This is a genomic window from Martelella sp. (assembly GCF_984369615.1).
Window position 1 is genome coordinate 17,429 of the sequence record NZ_CFHTCS010000005.1, and the last position, 17,704, is coordinate 35,132.

A 17,704-nucleotide genomic window follows, 5' to 3' on the forward strand; every position below is an offset into this window, starting at 1 on the left:
CTTGCTTAATCGTTTAATCAAGTCATGATCTGAATGCAGCAGCGCGCGCCCAAACTGACCGAGATCGCGGAACGGCTGGATATTTCCGCCGCGACTGTCTCCAATGCGCTCTCCGGCAAGGGGCGGGTTTCGGCGGATCTTGCAAAACGGATACGGCAAACGGCGGACGAACTGGGCTATGTGCCGAGTTTGTCGGCGCGCGCGCTGCGCACCGGGCAGACCGGCGTCATCGGCCTTGTCCTGCCCGATATCGGTAATCCGCTGTTCCCGCAGATCGCACAGGCGATTGAAAACGCGGCTACCGATGCCGGGCTCGGCGTTCTGATTGCGGATTCACGCGGCAGCATCAAGGCGCAGACGGAAGCAATCCGGCATTTGAAGGATCACGGCGTTGACGGCATGATCGTGGTGCCGCGGCGCGGCACGCGCGTCAGCGATATCGGTTGTCCGGTGGCGATGATCGATTCTCCTTCGACCCCGGGCAATACGGTTTCTGCCGATCACTGGGGCGGTGGTTTTCTTCTAGGCGAGCATTTGGCCGCCCTTGGTCACCGGAAAATCCTGCTGATCGGCAATCATCGCAATTCCATTGTTCAAAACGACAGGCTTGGAGGCGTGCGCGCTGCCCTTGCCGCCGCCACGACAAAGACGATCTGGCTCGACAGCCCGTCGATGGCGGCAGGAAATGGGTTCGACGCGACGCAGTGGTATGAGGATGGCTTTACCGCCTTTGTGACCGTCTCCGACCTTCAGGCGCTGAAGGTGCTCACCCATCTGCAAAATGCCGGGATCGGCGTTCCGGCCATGGCGTCGGTCTCCGGCTTTGACGATCTGATGTTTGCAAGCGTCGTCACCCCGGCGCTGACCACCGTGCGGATGGATATGCCTGCGGTCGCCGACATTGCGATTGCCGCGCTCAAACAGGCGATCGAGACGAGATCCGATGCCGACGGTCAGACCGTGAAGGCTGCCCGCGACCGCGTTCCCATGACCCTTGTCGTCCGCCGTTCAACCGGACCGGCGCAACAAGAAGAAGGCAAGAAGCCTGCTTTTGCAAAAACCTCGGAAGGAGAACTGAACCAATGAAGAAACTGATGATGACCGCCACAGCCGCGGCTCTGGCGCTTTCGGCCGGAACCGCCTCAGCCGCCGACAAGACGCTGACGATTTCCGTCTATGCTTTCGCGCAGGATGCCTTCAAAGAGATCGTCTACGATCCGTTCGAAGAAGTCTGCGGCTGCGACATTGTTGTTGAAACCGGCAACAGCGTTGAACGTCTGGCCAAGATGGAGGCCAACAAGCAGAGCCCCGTCGTCGATATGGCCGTCATGTCGATGGCCGATGCGCTTTCGGCCTCGCGCGCGGGGCTGATCGCCGATATCGACTATGCGAAGCTGTCCAATTACGACAAGCTTTACGATATCGCCAAGGATCCCAATGGTGACGGCAAGAGCGTCGGCTACACCTTTTACGCCACATCGATCGCCTACCGCTCCGACAAGGTTTCAATCGACAGCTGGGACGATCTGTTGAGCCCGGAACTGGCTGGCCGCGTCGCGTTTCCCAATGTCACCACCAATCAGGGCCCGCCAGCGCTTTATATGCTCGGCAAGGCCATCGGCAATGACGATTACGATCTGACGGCGCCGATTGATGCGGTTGCCGAGCATCGCGACGATTTCGTGACCTTTTATGTGCGCTCCTCGCAGCTGGCACAGCTGATGCAGCAGGAAGAAATCTGGGCCGCGCCGATCGGTCGTTTCGCCTGGGGCGGGTTCACCGATATGGGTTTCCCAGTCGAATGGGCCACACCGAAGGAAGGCCAGACCGGGGGCCTCAATGTCATGGTCATGACCAAGGACAGCGGCCACGAAGATCTGGCGATGCAGTTCATGGATTTCTGGCTGTCGACCGATGTGCAGACCAAGCTTGCCGAGGCGCTGGTGGACAGCCCGGCCAACAAGGAGGTCGTGGTTTCCGACGCGGTTGCGGATAACCTCACCTATGGCGCGGAAACGGCTGATAACCTCCATCTTCTGCCCTCCGAAGTGCTGCTGGATAACCGCGATATGTGGCTTGAGCAGTGGAATGAAAAAGTCGGCCAGTAAGGCTGGCTGAAACCGGCAGACCTTGTCCCGTCCGGGTCTGTTCTATGCACGGCGGCGATTGCGCCGCCGTGCTGTTTGACAAGAGAAAGTTACCTCATGTTTCAAAGCCGCGTTGAGGCCATGGCGCTTGTCCTGCCGGCAGCCCTTTTCGCCGGAGTGGTGTTTCTGGTTCCGGTCGTGGTGCTTTTGGCGCAGGGCGTGCATATCGACGGCCAGTGGACGCTTTCGGCCTATGCCGATTTCTTCTCGAAATCGCTGAACCGCACCGTCTTTTTTCGCACGCTGAGACTGGCCGCACTGGTGACCGTCATTGCCGCCATCATCGGCTATGCCGCGGCCTATGCCACCGTCAGCCTGCCGGAGAAAAGCAAGGGCCGGATGATCGGGCTGATCGTCCTGCCGCTGATGATTTCGCCGGTGGCGCGCACCTATGCCTGGATCGTGCTTCTGGGGCGCACTGGTATCATCAACAAGGCGCTGGTCGGTCTCGGGCTTTCGGATGAGCCGATCCGCTTTCTCTTTACCGAAACGGCCGTGACCATCGGCCTGTTGCAGCTTTTCCTGCCGCTGATGATCATTGCGCTGATTTCCGCTCTGGAAAACATGCCGCGCGATGCCGTGCCGGCGGCCCGTGTTCTGGGCGCCAACTGGTTTCAGGTGTTCTGGAAGGTGATCCTGCCGCTCACCCGCGAGGGGCTGATCATCGGGGGAACGCTGGTCTTCACCGGTTCCATGACCGCCTATATCACGCCCGCCATTCTCGGTGGCTCCAAGGTGCTGATGCTGGAAACGCTGCTCTATCAGCGCGTGACCGTCGCCAATGATCTGGTCTCGGCCAGTGTGATTGCCTTCATCCTGATGGCCATGGCCTTTTCCGCCAACTTCCTGCTCAAGAAAATCGCATCTGCGCGAGGTGGGAAATGAGATCGAAATTCTTCATCTTCCTGCCGCTGGCGCTGACGCTCGTCTTTCTGATCGGCCCGTTCATCGTCATTGTCATGGCGGGTCTTTCCTCCGGCAATAATCTCGCCTTTCCGCCGCCGGGGCTTTCGCTGAAATGGGTGATCAAGGTTTTCTCTGTCGAGAGCTTCCGGGACAGCTTCGCCATGTCGATGTTTCTGGCGATCTTCGGCACGCTGGCGGCGCTGATCCTCGGCATTCCGGCGTCCTATGCCATGTCGCGCTACAAGGTGCCGGGCGCGGAAACCGTGCGGCTGATCGTCTCCTCGCCGATCATCGTGCCGGGCATTATCGTCGGTCTGGCGTTGCTGCGCTATTTCGTCGTGCCGCTGTCGCTGTCAATCACGCTGGCGCTGTTCGTCGCCCATACGGCGCTGATCCTGCCCTATGCGGTGCGCGTGGTTTCGGCCAGCCTCAACAATCTGCGTTCCGATATCGAAGAGGCCGCGATCCTGCTGGGCGCGAGCCGGGCGGGGGCGTTTTTCCGCGTGGTGCTGCCCAATATCCGGGGCGGCGTGCTCTCGGCTTTCATTCTCGGCTTCGTGACGAGTTTCAATCAGGTGCCGGTATCGCTGTTTCTGTCGGGGCCAGGCGTGCGCACGCTGCCCATCGATATGATCGGCTATATGGAAACCACCTACGATCCATCCGTCGCCGCACTCGCCGCACTTCTTGCTTTCCTCTCGATCGGCATTGTGTTTGTCGCCGAGCGTTTTCTGGGCTTTACCCGCTATGTCTGACCAAACTCTGCTTTCCCTGAACAACCTGTCGCTGTCCTACGGCAAGAACACCGTCGTCGAGCGGCTCAACCTTGAAATTGCCCGGGGAGAACTGATCGCCCTTCTTGGCCCTTCCGGTTGCGGCAAGACGACGACCATGCGCGCCATTGCCGGCCTGATGGCGCCGTCGGGCGGCAAGATCGTTCTGGATGGCCGCGATGTCACCCGTGTTCCGCCGAACAGGCGCGAGGTTGGGCTGATGTTTCAGTCCTATGCGCTTTTCCCACATCTTTCGGTATTTGAGAATGTCGCCTTCGGGTTGAAACTGAAGGGAATGCGCGGTTCGGACCTTTCTGCCCGCGTGAGTGAAGGCTTGAGCGCTGTCGGTCTTGGCGATTATGCCGACCGGCGCCCGGCCGATCTTTCCGGCGGTCAGCAGCAGCGCGTGGCCCTTGCCCGCTCGCTGGTGATGGACCCGAAAGTGCTGCTTCTCGATGAACCGCTTTCAAACCTCGATGCGCGTCTCAGACTTGAAATGCGCACCGAGCTTCAGCGGGTGCAGAAGGCCAACGACCTGACGATGGTTTTCGTCACCCACGACCAGTCCGAAGCCCTGTCTCTGGCCGACCGGATCGTTGTGATGAAAGATGGCGCCATCGAGCAACTCGGAACGCCGGAGGATATCTATAACCGTCCCGAATCCGCCTTCGTTGCCGATTTCGTCGGCTTTGAAAACATTTTCACGGTTGAAGGCGGCAAGCTCAAAGGCAAGGGCGAAGCCTTCTCACTTCCCGAGCCGCTTCCTGCGGATGCAAAAGGTCTGGCATGGCGGCCGCGTTTCGTGCGCCTTGGCGAAGGGGCATTCACCGGTACGGTGATCGGCGCGGCCTTTGTCGGTCAGATGCGCGAATATGTGCTGGAAACGCCGCTCGGTCACATCAAGGTCGATGTGGATGCGAGCGAACCGGCACATAGCCTGGGCCAAGACCTCGCCTTCGATCTTCGGGTCGAAGACGCCGTTGTCCTGAAACGATAGGCGGCGATCATGGGCGTCTGGATCGACACGGATATGGGGTTTGACGACATCGCCGCCATCCTCACCGTTCGGGCAAGCGGCGAGAAGATCGACGGCCTGTCGCTGACCTTCGGCAACACGACACTGGCCAAGGTCTGCAGCAATGCTGCCTCGGCGGCAAAGGTTTTCGACTGGACCTTTCCGATCCATGCCGGGGCTGGCCGGGCGGTGATGGGCAATGTTGAAACCGCAGCCTCGATCCTCAGCGATGCCGGCATGCCGACGGCGGGACTCAGCCTTCCGGAAGCGACACTTCCGCCATCCGATCCGGCCTTCGTTGCCCTTTGCAACTGGCTTTCGAAGGACGACGGAGAAAAACGCATTCTGGCACTTGGCCCCTTGACCAATATCGCAGCCCTTTGTCTGGCACGGCCGGACCTTGCAGGCCGGATCAGCGAGATCCTCTGGATGGGGGGCGGCGTCACCAGTGGCAACCACACCGCATCGGCGGAGTTCAATGCGTTGGCTGATCCCGAGGCCGCCGCCATCATCCTGTCGCGCGGCATCCCCTTCGTCATGGCGGATCTCGATTTCTGCCGCAAGGTTACGATCAATGCGGACGATGTGGCGGCGCTGCGCGCTGAAAACGGCAGGAACGCACCGCTTCTGGCCGATTTGACGGAAGGTTTTCTCAACATAGCCGCAAAGCGCGGTCGCACAGAAATGGCGTTTTTTGATCCTGCGGCGGCAGTGGCTTTCTGTCACCCGTCGCTTGTTTCCCTGCAGCCGGTGCATCTGGCCTTTGAAACGGCCGGACACATCACACGCGGGCGCAGTGTTGTCGAAACCCGCGCCCACAAGCTGGCGCCGGAGACAAGCTTCAACGCCTCGATCATCACCGAGGTTGATGCCAATGCCGCGCATGACACGATCATGGGCGCATTGCAGGCGGAGGCACGGCGATGAAAAGCATTGACGATCCCGCCATGCGCGCCGCAGCGGTTGAAGCTGCCCGTGGTGAGCGGCCATTCGATCTCATGATTTCCGGCGGCACAGTGGTGGATGTCGCGACCGGCGAGCTGAGGCAGGCCGATGTCGGCCTTTCCGGCGGGCTGATTGCGGCGGTTATGCCGCCCGGAGCGCGCCGTGACGCTGCGGAAACCATTGATGCAGGCGGGGCCTTCGTCTCGCCGGGGCTGATCGACATGCACATGCATGTCGAAAGCTCGATGGCGACGCCTGCGACCTATGCCAAAGCCGTTCTGCCGCGCGGCGTGACGACCATTGTCTGGGATCCGCATGAACTGGCCAATGTCGCCGGTGTTCCTGCTGTCGACTGGGCGATTGAGGCAGCCCGTGACATGCCGCTCGAGGCGATCATTCTGGCGCCCTCCTGCGTGCCGTCAGCGCCGGGGCTGGAACGCGCAGGCGCGGATTTCGGGCCGGAAACGGTCGCCGGACTTCTTGCAAGACCGGAAATCGGTGGCATCGCCGAAGTCATGAATATGGCAGGCGTGATCAGCGGCAGTCCGCGCATGAGCGCAATCGTCAATGCCGGGCTTCATGCACAAAAGCCGGTTTTCGGCCATGCGCGTGGGCTTTCCGGCGAAAGGCTTGCCGCCTTCATCAGTGCCGGCGTTTCATCCGATCATGAGCTGACATCGGGCGATGATCTGCTTGAGAAGCTGCGCGCCGGGCTGACAATCGAGTTGCGCGGCTCTCATCCTTATCTCTTCGATGGCTTCATTGAGGCCTTGAAGAACCTGCCGGTCTGGCCGCAAACACTGACGCTTTGTACCGACGATGTGTTCCCGGATGATCTTCTGGGACAGGGCGGTCTTGATGCCCTGATCCGCGCGCTGGTTGCAGGTGGGCTGTCACCGGTTCAGGTTCTGCAGGCGGCGACGCTGAATGCAGCACGGCGACTGCACCGCGATGATCTGGGCCTTGTTGCCGCAGGACGGCGCGCCAATATCGCGATTTTCGAGGACCTGGAAACGTTTAATACCCGCCATGTGATTGTGGATGGCAAGGTCATTGCCTCTGACGGGTGCCTCATTGCTGCCGATTCCGATCATCCTTCCGACATGCTCAGGGGCTCCATGAAGGTTGAACCGCTTTCGGCGGGTGATTTCAGCGTGAAGGCAGAGGGCGCGCGCGTCGAGGTTGCCACCATCGACCAGCCGCGGTTTACCCGCTGGGGCAAGGCGGAGGCGGATGTTCAGAACGGATTTGTCGTGCCGCCGGATGGTTCCACGCTGATCAGCGTCGTCCACCGCCATGGCAAAGCAGCAGCAGCGCCGAAAACCGGGTTTCTGCGTGGATGGGGAGAATGGCGGGGCGCTTTCGCAACCACGGTTTCGCATGACAGCCATAACCTGACGGTCTTTGGCCGAACCCCCCAGGATATGGCGGTGGCCGCCAACGCACTGATCGAGAGCGGCGGCGGCATGGTCGTGGTGGCTGACGGCAAGGTGAAAGCACTGCTTGCCCTGCCGCTGCTGGGCCTGATCTCGGATGCACCGCTTGAAGATGTTGCCCGTGATTTCGAGGCCGTGCGCAAGGCCGCCGGAACAATCGTTGACTGGGAGCCGCCTTATCTCACCTTCAAGGCGCTGGTCGGCGCAACGCTTGCCTGCAATGCCGGTCCGCACCAGACCGATATGGGCATCGCTGATGTGGCGGCTGGCATTGTTCTGGAAAGCCCTGTGCTGCGGCGGATTTTCTAGCCGGCCTTGATTGGCAGTTCGGTCTCTGTCAGCCGCACCCAGTAGGCCGCGCCGTGGCCGATGGCGTCATCGTTGAAATCATAGGCCGTGTTGTGGTGCAAAGCGCCGTCCACGGCGGGACCATTGCCAAGCCAGACATAGCAACCTGGCACCTCATGGCCGAAAAAGGCGAAGTCGTCGCCGGCGGTCGATGGCGGAAAGGCCGTGCGCACTTTTTCACCGAAGACGGTTTCCGCGGCCCTGAGTGCCGTTTGCGTCGGTTCTTTTGCATTGACGACCGGCGGAATGCGGCGAGTGAACCGATACTCGGCCTCAATGCCGAAAGAGGCCGCCATGCCGTGGGCCAGCCGTCCGATTTCCTCTTCCAGCTGGTCGCGGGTTTCGGGCGAATAGGCGCGCGCCGTGCCGCCAATCTTCACAATATCGGGAATCACGTTCAGCGCATTCGGATCACCGGCTTCGACCGAACAGGCCGAGACGACCGCAGGCTGAAGCGGATCGACCACACGTCCGACAATCGTCTGCAGCGCTGCGATGAAATGGCCGGAAGCCGTCACCGGATCACGTCCCAGATGCGGCTTGGCGCCGTGGGTGCCGGTGCCCTTGAACGTGACGCGCCAGCTGTCGGAGGAGGCCAGTTGCGCGCCTTCCACCACGGCCATTTCATCGACATCGAGCCCCGGCATATTGTGCAGGCCGTAAACGGCATCGCAGGGAAACAGCTTGAAAAGCCCGTCCTCGACCATCTTCTTCGCGCCGCCGCGGCCCTCTTCGGCCGGCTGAAAGATGAAATGAACCGTGCCGGAGAAGTCCTTCGTCCGCGCCAGGTAGCGCGCCGCCGCCAGCAGCATCACCGTGTGTCCGTCATGGCCGCAGGCATGCATCTTGCCGGGAACGGTACTTTTATAGGGGCGGTCTGCCGTTTCCGGCATGGCAAGCGCATCCATATCGGCCCTCAGGCCGATGGCGCGATTGCCGTCGCCAGCCTTCAGCGTGCCGACAACGCCCGTGCCGCCAAGCCCGCGATGAACCGCAATGCCGTCTTCGCCGAGCAGCCTGGCGACGATCTCGCTGGTCCTGTGCTCCTCAAAACCAAGCTCGGGATGGGCGTGCAGATCCTGACGCAGCGACCGCCAGAAGGCGTGATCACTCATGATCTCGGAAAGAACCGGTGTCGCGCGATTATCCTGTGCAGTCATCCTCTTAAAAGCCTTTCGGAGTGTTTCTCTAAATTCCGTAACGAGATTTGTACGGCCTAGATCGCCTTTTAAGCGGTATCAACGCGAATAGCGAGGTGCTGCAGTACGGTCACTTCTCGCGAAACCTGTCGCTTGATGGTTCACGATACGCAGTCGTGGCGCGACGAAGGTCAGCAAGGTTCTGATGCGGGTGGGTATGGCTTAGCCCAAGCCTGGCGTCGCAAAGGCACGGTTAATCGCTGCTTTTTTGCAGTCCGGAGAGTTCGAACAGCATTTCGTGAATGGCGGATGCATTGAGGTCGCCGAGGCCCTTGTTGTTGGCCGCGGCATAGAGCTCTCCGATCAGGGTCGTTAACGGTACCGGAACATCCTGGCTGCAGGCAAAGGCCCGAACCAGGCGGGTGTCCTTAAGCATGTGGCGCAGATAAAAGCTTGGCGCATAATCGCCGGCAAGGGTTGCTCGTCCGACATTGCGGATCAGAAGAGAACTGTAGTCCGTCACGTCGAAGACGCCCATGACGGCATCGCCGTTAAGCCCGGCCTTGCGGGCGAGCGACAGGGCTTCGCCGAGCGACTCCATTTGGGCCGCCACCAGCAGATTGCCGACGAGCTTCATCATCGCGCCGCTGCCGGGCGGTCCCATATGGTGCACGGTCGCTGCGAGCGGTTCCAGGACCGGGACCAAACGATCAAACGCTTTTCGGTCGCCGCCACAGACGAAATCGAGCTTTCCGGCCCAGGCTTCGCCCTTGCTTCCGAAAACCGGCGTATCAAGGTAGGTGGCATTGCGTTCAGCTATCGCAGTTGCAATCGATCGCGTCAGTTCGGGATCTGTTGTTGTTGCATCTGCGACCATGGTGCCCCCTGCAATATTGGCGACGATGCCGTCGTCGCCAAAATAGACGGCTTTCTGGGCGTCCGGTCCCGTCAGGCAGACCATGACGAGTTCGCAACCCGTTATGGCCTCCGCGATGGTGCTCTTTCGCACTGCGCCAGCAAGCGTCTCGGGCAGATCGAAGGCGGTGCGGTTCCAGACCTTGATCTCGTGACCGGCTTTGAGAAGGTTGTGAACCATCCCCTGGCCCATGGTTCCGAGCCCGATATAGGCAATTTTCATCGCGTCCTCCTTCAAAACGGGGTGTCTGTCCGGACGCGGCGATTGGCGCCCGGGTTCAATGGCGGGTCGAAGCCTGCGGTATTTTCAGCCCGCGTGGACCGTTGCCGTCATCGACTGGATGATGAACAGGCCGACAGTCGCGCCGGCATCCTGCAGGCCCTTCGACTTCTCCTGGAAGGCGGCGGCCTTGCCGTGCTGCGCGACCATGGTCTTGGTGTTCTCCAGAGCATCGCTCGCGGCCTCGACGGCTTTGGTCATCGCTTGTGGCAGGGCTAAATCCTGCGCGGCCGAGGTTTCGAGGCTCGAGGCGATGGGCTCCAGTACATCGAGCACGGTCTTGTCGCCCACCTTGGCCTTGCCGCGCTGGGCGACGCCGTCGCTGTAGGCGCGCCAGAAGGCGGCCATTTCCGCAGTGCCGATGGCGTCCACGCCGTCCAGCGCCTTGCTGGCGCGCAGAAAGCCCGTGGCCATCAATGTACCCATTGTCGAAGGTGCAGCCTTGGCCATCGCCATGCCGGCGTCCTTCAGATAGGTGGCGATGGCGGGTTCGGTTTCGGCGGCGACGGCTTCATGGGCAGCGGCGAAGGCTTTGCTCATCGTCAGCCCCAGATCGCTGTCGCCCACCTTGCCGTCGAGCGCGATCAGAAAGTCACGCTTGTCCGCAAAGAAGGCGGCAAGGCCAGCGAAGACGTCGAGCATGTGTTCGGTGTTGATCTGATCCATGATAACCTCCGTCAGCCCTTGAGGCGGGTAAAAAACGGTGTATTGGCAGCGGCGCCGATCAGCCGGTCGAGCTCGTCGTCGAGCTTCATGAGCGAGATCGAGGCGCCCGCCATTTCCATCGCGGTTGCATATTCGCCGATGAAGACATGTTTGGCGGCGATGTTGCGGTCGGACAGGCGTTGTGCGACACGACGGTAGAGGATGTAGAGTTCCTCGCGAGGGGTGCCGCCAAGACCGTTGACCAGAACGGCGACATCACCGCTTTCATAAAGGTTCTCGGCAAACAGACGCTCCATCAGCGCGTCGACCACGTCGTCGGCGGGTTCGAGGTCGCGGCGGCTGATGCCTGGTTCGCCGTGAATGCCCATCCCGATTTCCATTTCGGTTTCGCCGATCTCGAATGTCGGGTGGCCGATTTCCGGCACGATGCAGCTTGACAGCGCGACGCCCATCGTACGGGTGTTGAGGCGAGCCTTTTCGGCAATGCGGGTGACCTCGTCGAGGTCGAGCCCTTCCGCAGCCGCGGCGCCCGCGGCCTTGTAGACGAAGAAAATGCCGGCAACGCCGCGCCGCTTGTGCTCTTCCCCGATCACGGAGGATGCCGCGTCGTCATTGCCGACGACCGAGGTCACGCGGATGTCTTCGAATTCCGCAAGTTCCGCCGCCATGTCGAAATTGATGATATCGCCGGTGTAATTGCCGTAGACATAAAGAACGCCGGCGCCCTGATCGATATATTTGGTGACTTCGAGCATCTGCTCGGCGCTCGGGGACTGGAATATGCCGCCGACCGCGCATCCGTCCAGCATGCCATCGCCCACATAGCCGAGGAAGAGCGGCAGGTGACCGGATCCGCCGCCGGTGGCGATGCCGACCTTGCCCGGCTTCGGCGTTGCCGTCACCAGGCAGTGCTTGTCGTTTGCGGCATAGGTCACGGCAGGATGAGCAAGGTAGATCCCCTCCAGCATTTCCTCGACGACGTTTTCCGGTTTGTTGATGAATTTTTTCATGGGACTACGCTTTCCTGAGAAATAGGCATTACGATTTTCGCTGTTGCGCCATGAAGAACGCAGCGGCGAGAAGAATGAAGAAGCCGATGACGAAACGCTGCCAGGTGCTGGGGATGCCGACCATGACGAGCACATTGTTCAAGACGGTGACCAGCAACACGCCGAGGATCGTTCCGAGCACCGTGCCGGTGCCGCCCGTGATGCGGGCGCCACCGAGCACGACCGCGGCGATCACGCTGATTTCGCTGCCGACCAGGTCGAAAGGATTGGCCAGTCGATTGCTGGACACATGAATGATCCCCGCCAGGCCCGCCAGCGCGCCGGCATAGCCGAACAGAAAGAGCTGCACCGTTTTCAGATTGTATCCCAGCCGTTCGGCAATGGCGCTGTTGCCGCCGATCGCGAAAATGGCGCGGCCCATCAGGGTTCTGTTGAGGATCCACCAGGTGAGAACGGCGGCTGCGGGCAGGGCGAGGAAATAGATCGGAAGGGTGATGACCGCGCCGTTGGCATTGGTGAACTGGAGCAGCGGCGCCCGACCGAACTCGATCATCTGCGGCGGCAGGTCCATGATCCAGACCGTGCCGATGAAGGCGAGCAGGATGCCGCGGAACAGGTATTGCGTTCCGATCGTGATGATCAGCGAGGGGACCCGCAGGTGATAGGCCAGTATGCCGTTCACGAAACCGAGCAGCATGCCGCCGATGGTGGCGATGAACACGATGAGCGGCATTGGCATGCCGGGAAAATGGTTCACGGTGAAGAGCGTGACCGAATACATGGACAGGGCGGCAATCGCGGTAAAGGATACATCGATACCGCCAGCCGCGAGAATGACGAACACGCCAAGCGCGAACAGTCCCATCACGACGCTGGCGCGTCCGATATCGATCAGTGACGATGCCTGAAGAAAGTTCGGATTGATCACGGAGACGATCACGCAGATCGCCACCAGCAGCGTGAGCGTGATCAGTTCGGGATGGTTCTTCAGGAAGTGACGGAAGCTGAACCCGCCCTCGGCAACCTTCTGCTGCGCTTTGTTGCGTTCGATTTCGACGGATGTCATCGCGCCACCTCCAGTTCGGGTGCCGTCATTGTGCGGTAGAGAATATCTTCGTCGGCGGCTTCGGCGTCGTAACTCTTGACCACCTTGCCGCCGAACATGACGAGGATGCGGTCGCAGTTCTGCAGGAGTTCCGGCAGGTCATCGCTGACAACAATCAGGCCCATGCCTGCCTCTGCCAGGGATTGGATGGCGCGGTAGATCGTGTCTTTCGATCCGACATCGACGCCCACTGTCGGTCCGTGCAGGACCAGGAGTTTCGGCAGGATCGAAAGCCAGCGCCCGATGAGAACCCTCTGCTGGTTTCCTCCAGACAGTGAGCCGACGGGCATGTCGATATCACTCGTGTTCAGTCGCATCTGCCTGGAAAGGTCCTCGGCAAGCGCGCGTCCTTTCTGGTTGTCGATCACGCCAAACCTGTTTGCAAGCCGCGCGACCACGAGAGCGATCTCGTTGTCGAGAATGGACTTCTCCAGAAACAACCCTTCATCGAGCCGGTCCTCGGGGACATAGCCGATGCCATGGCGGATGGAGTCGGACGGACGGCGGATATGAAGCTCTTCGCCGTCAAGCCTCAGCGTCCCGCCCGTTGCCGGATGCACGCCGGAGATTGCCATGGCCAGCTCGTTGCGCCCAGAATCGGCCAGCCCGGTAATGCCGAGAATCTCGCCCTTTCTAAGTGACAGATTGACATTCTCGAAGCCTCTGCCCGAAAGACGATCGGTGGACAGAAGTTCATCCGGCTGCGGTTTTGCCGCTCGGTAACGGATCGCCTCGATCTCGCGCCCGGTCATCAGCTCGGAAATTTGCGATTTTGTAAAATTCTCGAGCGGCCCCTGGGCGACGGATTCACCGTCGCGGAATATGATGGCCTGACCGCCGATCCGGTAACATTCATCGAGTTTGTGGGTCACAAACAGGACGGCGATATTGTCGTTTCGCAGTCTGTTGACCACGGTGATCAGCTTTTCGACCTCGCGCCGCGTCAGCGATGTCGTGGGTTCGTCCATGATCACCAGCTTGGCGTTTGTGGCAATGGCGCGGGCGATCGCGACCAGTTGCCTTTGCGCCAGCGGCAAGTCCGAAACGACGGTTGACAGGAAGGCGCGGGTGGTCGGCAATTCGACGGCCTCAAGGGCGCGCGTCGCGGTTTCCCGCAGCCGCGAACGATCGAAAAGGCGTGCCAGCCGGCCGCCGCCCATGACGAGCTGCTCGCTGAGGGCGACATTTTCCGCCACGCTCAGATTGGGAATGAGGGACAGGTCCTGATAGACCGTTTCGATGCCGGCGCTGAGAGACCGGATCGGCGTGAGCATATTGTGCTTCTCGCCATCCAGGATGATCGCGCCTTCACTCGGCGCGATCGCGCCGGACATGACCTTGATAACCGTGCTCTTGCCGCAGCCGTTCTCGCCGAGAAGATGATAGGCTTCGCCAAGACGGATCGACATGTCGACGCCGCGCAGCGCATGAACGCCACCGTAGCGCTTGTGAATGCCGCGCAGCTCCAGAAAAGGCTCTTCTGACGAGGATGATCCTGACACGCTCGCGCTCCTTCTTCAATTGATCATGATGCCTGCAGTCGGCCAGGCTTCGCGTGGCCGGGGCGTTCGAAAAGCGCCCCGGCCTGCTCGGGAGGTCAACAGATCAGAAGTAGACGTCCTTGTATGTGTCCTTGTCGGCAAGGACCATGCCATTGCCGATGGCGAGAAGGCCGTCGCCGGCGCCCTTGGTGACGGTGATGCTGTGATAGCCGTCGACGCCGAGATCCATGCCGTCAACGATTTCTTCGCCGGCCAGCAGTTTCTGAGCGGCGGCATTCATTGCCATGCCCGCCTTCATCGGATCCCAGAAACCGATCGCCGTGATGGCGCCGGATTCCAGATAGGGAGCGGACGGCGCGGGCAGGCCGGTGCCGACGAGGCATACCTTGCCGGCAAGTCCGGCTTCCTCGATGGCGCGACCGACGCCGAGAACGTCGTTGCCGGCGGAGGTCTGGAAACCCTTGATGTCAGGATATTTGCGCAGAATTTCCTTGGCTTTCTCGTAGGTGCCATTGGCATCGTCGAAGGATTCGTTGTTCGGATCGACAAGCTCCATGCCGGGATATTTCTTGGCGTTTTCCTCGCCGGCGCCCACCCACTGCATGTGGGTGCGGCTGCCCAGCGAGCCGACAAAGGTCGTCCATTTGCCTTCGCCGCCCATGCATTCGGCAAGGCGTTCGTTGAGCGCGGTGCCGTAGCTGTCGTTGTCGAAGGCCTCGATGTCGACCATGGTATTGCGCTGGTTGTCGGCCTCGTGGGTGACGACGATAACGCCGCGGTCCATGGCCCGCTTCAGCGTGCCCTCGATGACGACCGGGTCCATCGGCACGACGGCCAGAGCGTCGACGCCCTTGGCGATCAGGTCCTGAATGATCTGGAGCTGCTGCGCCGCGTCGGCGGTGGCCGGGCCGTAGCCTTCGGCGACGACTTCCGGGTGCTCGGACTGATATTCCTCAACACCCGTATTCATGCGATCAAACCACGGAATCCCGCTGATCTTGAACACGGTGGCGATAACGGGTTTGTCGTCCTGTGCGGCTGCCATGCCGGTTGCGCCCGCGAGCGCGGTTGCAGCCATAAGGGTTGCGACGGCGACTGTTTTGAAATGCTTTCTCATTCTTTCCTCCAATTTTCCCTCCGTTTCCATGACCGTCCACGCGAGGGAATGCGAACGGCCGGAGCGCCTCAACAGTGAGTGTGCAGCGATGCTCCTGAAACCTGCATCCTTTGATCAGGGGCGGCGCGATTTGCGCCCCGAATCCGTTTCGACTAGCGGCGGCCTCCCGGGAACAGATAGCTGACCAGGTCGTGGCGGCCGACGATCAGGAAGGCGAGCAGCAACGCGCCCCAGGCAAAATCCCGGACGAAGTTCGAGAAGCCGCCGAAATTCAGAAGGCTCGACATGAGCTGCAATGCGATCGCCGACAGCACGACGCAGATGATGCGTCCATACCCGCCCTGAGGGCGAACCCCCGCCATGACTGCCACGAGAATGGCGATCAGCAGATACGACGTACCGTAGTCCCATTTTACATTGACATTGCGTGCGGCGATGATGACCCCGGCAATACCGGCGAGCAGACCGCTCAGCATATAGGTCGTCGTGATCACCGCACGCTTGGGAAACCCGGCGAAGGTGGCGGCCTTCAGGTTCGAGCCGCCGAGCATCAGCCACTTGCCATAGGGCGTAAAGCGTACGGCAAGTCCGATCACCGTTGCGACGGCGATGAAGATGATGAAGCCGACCGGCACGGCAAAGATGAAGCCATTGCCGATATTGTAGAGCGGATCCGGACTGCCGACGGTCACCGCGCGCCCTCCCGAGACGATCACGGCCAGGCCGGTGAAGGCCATTTGCGTTCCGAGCGTGCAAAGGATCGGCGTAATGCCGACAAACGAGATCAGGAGCCCGTTGACCAGTCCGCCAAGGCAGCCGACGACGACGGCGATCAGCGCAAATGTCGCGGTGAACATCACCGGCTGATCATAGGGATCGAGAAAGCTCGTCACGACGATTGCCGAAACCACGCCGGCGAGATTGGCAAGCGAGATGCCCGACAGGTCGATGCCGCCATTGCCCGCGCACATGGCAAGCGCCACGCCGATCGCCAGCAGGCCGATCTCGGGGACCTGTATCGCCATTGATTGCAGATTGAAAAGCGAGAGAAAGGTGCCGCCCGAAATCAGGGCGCCGATTGCCAACAGTGCCAGGTTCATGACCGCGAGCACGAGCAACTGACCATCCAGCCGACGCATTAGCACCTCCCGTTTACTAAATTGCCATAACTTTACTAAACGCTAGCAGACGAACGAGACGCCATCAAGAGCTAAATTTGGGAAAAAGCCGTAATTTGGTCTTCTCAAAGGCATGGAATACGCCTAGGCTCCAGCTAAAATTCACTAAACAAAATGCGCGAAGACAAGACGGTTGCAACCTGAGCGCCAACCAGCAATTTTGAGAATATGAAAACCAAGACCATTCCCACGATTCGCGACATAGCAGCTGCCTCAGGGGTGTCAGCCGCGACGGTATCTCTTGTGCTCAACGGCAAGGGGGAGATTTCCGAAGCGACGCGGGTGCGGGTTCTCGAAGCCGTATCGCGCCTTAAATACGTACCGCGCGCCTCCCGAAGCCGTTCCAGCGAGGTCAAGGAGACATTGCGGTTCCTGAAAATCGCCAAACACGGCCAGACGGTGAACCGCGACCACAGCCATTTCATTTCCGATTACATCGACGGCATGTCGCAGGAGGCGCTGCGCAGAGGCTATGCGCTCGAGGTTGCCAGCCACGATGGCGAGACCATTGCCTCGATTGCGGAAGCCGTGGCCGGGGCCGCCGGCGTCAGCGGCGTTATCGCTCTTGGAACGGAACTGAGCGAAGAGGACATCCGCTTGCTGCAAAGCGTCGGGGCGCCGATCGTGTTTATCGATACCTTTTACGACGTCGTTGAGGCGAATTTCGTCAACATGAACAATATCGACGCCGTCTACAAGGTGCTGGAGCGCTTCAAGTCGCGCGGCTTTTCACGGGTCGGTTTTGTCGCAAGCCATGTTGGAACGACCAACTTCAAACTGCGGCATGACGCCTATTTCCGCAACATGGAGCGGCTCGGTCTTGCGGTTGATCCTTCGCTGATCATTTCCGTCGAATCGACCTTTACTGGCGCCCATCGCGGTGCGTCTGATTATTTGGCGTCCGGCGGAAAGCTGGCGGAATGCTATTTTTGCACCAATGATATCATGGCGCTCGGCTTTGCCCGGGCTTTGCGGGAGAACGGTATCGGTATTCCTCAGGATGTTTCGCTGATCGGTTTCGACAATCTGCCGATGAGTGCCACCAGCGATCCGCCGTTGACGACGATTGACGTATCCAAGCGCAAGATCGGCTTTCATGCCGTTGCCTTGCTTGATGACATCATCAACGGTGCTGCCGACCTTCCGTGTGTAAAGATGCTGGTCGGCGCTGATCTTGTCGCCCGCTCCAGCGGCTAAGCCGGCTTCCGGAGCGGGCGCCTCC

The 17,704-nt window shown here is 60.5% G+C and carries 16 protein-coding genes; 8 read left to right on the forward strand and 8 right to left on the reverse strand.

From position 1 onward, the window contains the following. The first annotated feature begins 33 nt into the window (after positions 1 to 33). The 7 genes from AC5DC2_RS01075 to AC5DC2_RS01105 all read left to right on the forward strand — a co-directional run bounded on the left by AC5DC2_RS01075 (position 34) and on the right by AC5DC2_RS01105 (position 7,531). Positions 34 to 1,086, forward strand: coding sequence for a LacI family DNA-binding transcriptional regulator (locus tag AC5DC2_RS01075; RefSeq protein ID WP_491697183.1), 1,053 nt, complete (start codon positions 34 to 36; stop codon positions 1,084 to 1,086). Next, positions 1,083 to 2,108 (forward strand): ABC transporter substrate-binding protein, encoded by a 1,026-nt coding sequence (locus AC5DC2_RS01080; RefSeq protein WP_491697184.1) that lies wholly within the window; start codon positions 1,083 to 1,085, stop codon positions 2,106 to 2,108. Before AC5DC2_RS01075 ends, AC5DC2_RS01080 begins: the two co-directional genes overlap by 4 nt. A gap of 96 nt (positions 2,109 to 2,204) precedes the next feature. Then, positions 2,205 to 3,032 (forward strand): ABC transporter permease, encoded by an 828-nt coding sequence (locus AC5DC2_RS01085; protein WP_491697185.1) that lies wholly within the window; start codon positions 2,205 to 2,207, stop codon positions 3,030 to 3,032. Continuing rightward, positions 3,029 to 3,808: an ABC transporter permease gene (locus AC5DC2_RS01090; protein ID WP_024707523.1), complete on the forward strand. Its 780-nt coding sequence runs from the start codon at positions 3,029 to 3,031 to the stop codon at positions 3,806 to 3,808. The genes AC5DC2_RS01085 and AC5DC2_RS01090 overlap by 4 nt, the downstream gene beginning before the upstream one ends. Then, entirely contained in the window at positions 3,801 to 4,823 is a 1,023-nt protein-coding gene (locus AC5DC2_RS01095) for an ABC transporter ATP-binding protein (RefSeq protein WP_491697186.1), read from the forward strand. Before AC5DC2_RS01090 ends, AC5DC2_RS01095 begins: the two co-directional genes overlap by 8 nt. A gap of 9 nt (positions 4,824 to 4,832) precedes the next feature. Then, positions 4,833 to 5,768 carry a nucleoside hydrolase gene (locus tag AC5DC2_RS01100; protein ID WP_024707521.1) on the forward strand — a complete coding sequence of 312 codons (936 nt, stop codon included), beginning with the start codon at positions 4,833 to 4,835 and terminating at the stop codon, positions 5,766 to 5,768. Continuing rightward, complete coding sequence (locus AC5DC2_RS01105) at positions 5,765 to 7,531, forward strand: adenine deaminase (RefSeq protein WP_491697187.1); 1,767 nt, start codon at positions 5,765 to 5,767, stop codon at positions 7,529 to 7,531. Before AC5DC2_RS01100 ends, AC5DC2_RS01105 begins: the two co-directional genes overlap by 4 nt. Here AC5DC2_RS01105 and AC5DC2_RS01110 read toward each other — a convergent pair. The 8 genes from AC5DC2_RS01110 to AC5DC2_RS01145 form a co-directional block, all read right to left on the reverse strand. Next, a complete protein-coding gene (locus AC5DC2_RS01110) occupies positions 7,528 to 8,685 on the reverse strand; it encodes a M20 aminoacylase family protein (protein WP_491697200.1) in 1,158 nt (385 codons plus the stop codon). The genes AC5DC2_RS01105 and AC5DC2_RS01110 overlap by 4 nt on opposite strands. 277 nt (positions 8,686 to 8,962) lie before the next feature. After that, positions 8,963 to 9,847: an NAD(P)-dependent oxidoreductase gene (locus AC5DC2_RS01115; protein ID WP_491697188.1), complete on the reverse strand. Its 885-nt coding sequence runs from the start codon at positions 9,845 to 9,847 to the stop codon at positions 8,963 to 8,965. A gap of 84 nt (positions 9,848 to 9,931) precedes the next feature. After that, entirely contained in the window at positions 9,932 to 10,570 is a 639-nt protein-coding gene (locus AC5DC2_RS01120; RefSeq protein ID WP_491697189.1) for a dihydroxyacetone kinase subunit L, read from the reverse strand. An 11-nt stretch (positions 10,571 to 10,581) separates the two neighbouring features. Then, entirely contained in the window at positions 10,582 to 11,580 is a 999-nt protein-coding gene (locus AC5DC2_RS01125; RefSeq protein WP_491697190.1) for a dihydroxyacetone kinase subunit DhaK, read from the reverse strand. A gap of 28 nt (positions 11,581 to 11,608) precedes the next feature. After that, positions 11,609 to 12,646 (reverse strand): ABC transporter permease, encoded by a 1,038-nt coding sequence (locus AC5DC2_RS01130; RefSeq protein WP_024709930.1) that lies wholly within the window; start codon positions 12,644 to 12,646, stop codon positions 11,609 to 11,611. Then, complete coding sequence (locus tag AC5DC2_RS01135; RefSeq protein ID WP_036238344.1) at positions 12,643 to 14,187, reverse strand: sugar ABC transporter ATP-binding protein; 1,545 nt, start codon at positions 14,185 to 14,187, stop codon at positions 12,643 to 12,645. Before AC5DC2_RS01135 ends, AC5DC2_RS01130 begins: the two co-directional genes overlap by 4 nt. 103 nt (positions 14,188 to 14,290) lie before the next feature. Beyond that, on the reverse strand, positions 14,291 to 15,265 hold the full coding sequence (locus tag AC5DC2_RS01140) for a substrate-binding domain-containing protein (protein WP_371260704.1): 975 nt from the start codon (positions 15,263 to 15,265) through the stop codon (positions 14,291 to 14,293). A 191-nt stretch (positions 15,266 to 15,456) separates the two neighbouring features. After that, on the reverse strand, positions 15,457 to 16,443 hold the full coding sequence (locus tag AC5DC2_RS01145) for an ABC transporter permease (RefSeq protein ID WP_491697191.1): 987 nt from the start codon (positions 16,441 to 16,443) through the stop codon (positions 15,457 to 15,459). A gap of 207 nt (positions 16,444 to 16,650) precedes the next feature. Here AC5DC2_RS01145 and AC5DC2_RS01150 point away from each other — a divergent pair, with 207 nt between their 5' ends. Next, entirely contained in the window at positions 16,651 to 17,679 is a 1,029-nt protein-coding gene (locus AC5DC2_RS01150) for a LacI family DNA-binding transcriptional regulator (protein ID WP_036238347.1), read from the forward strand. Positions 17,680 to 17,704: the final 25 nt, after the last annotated feature.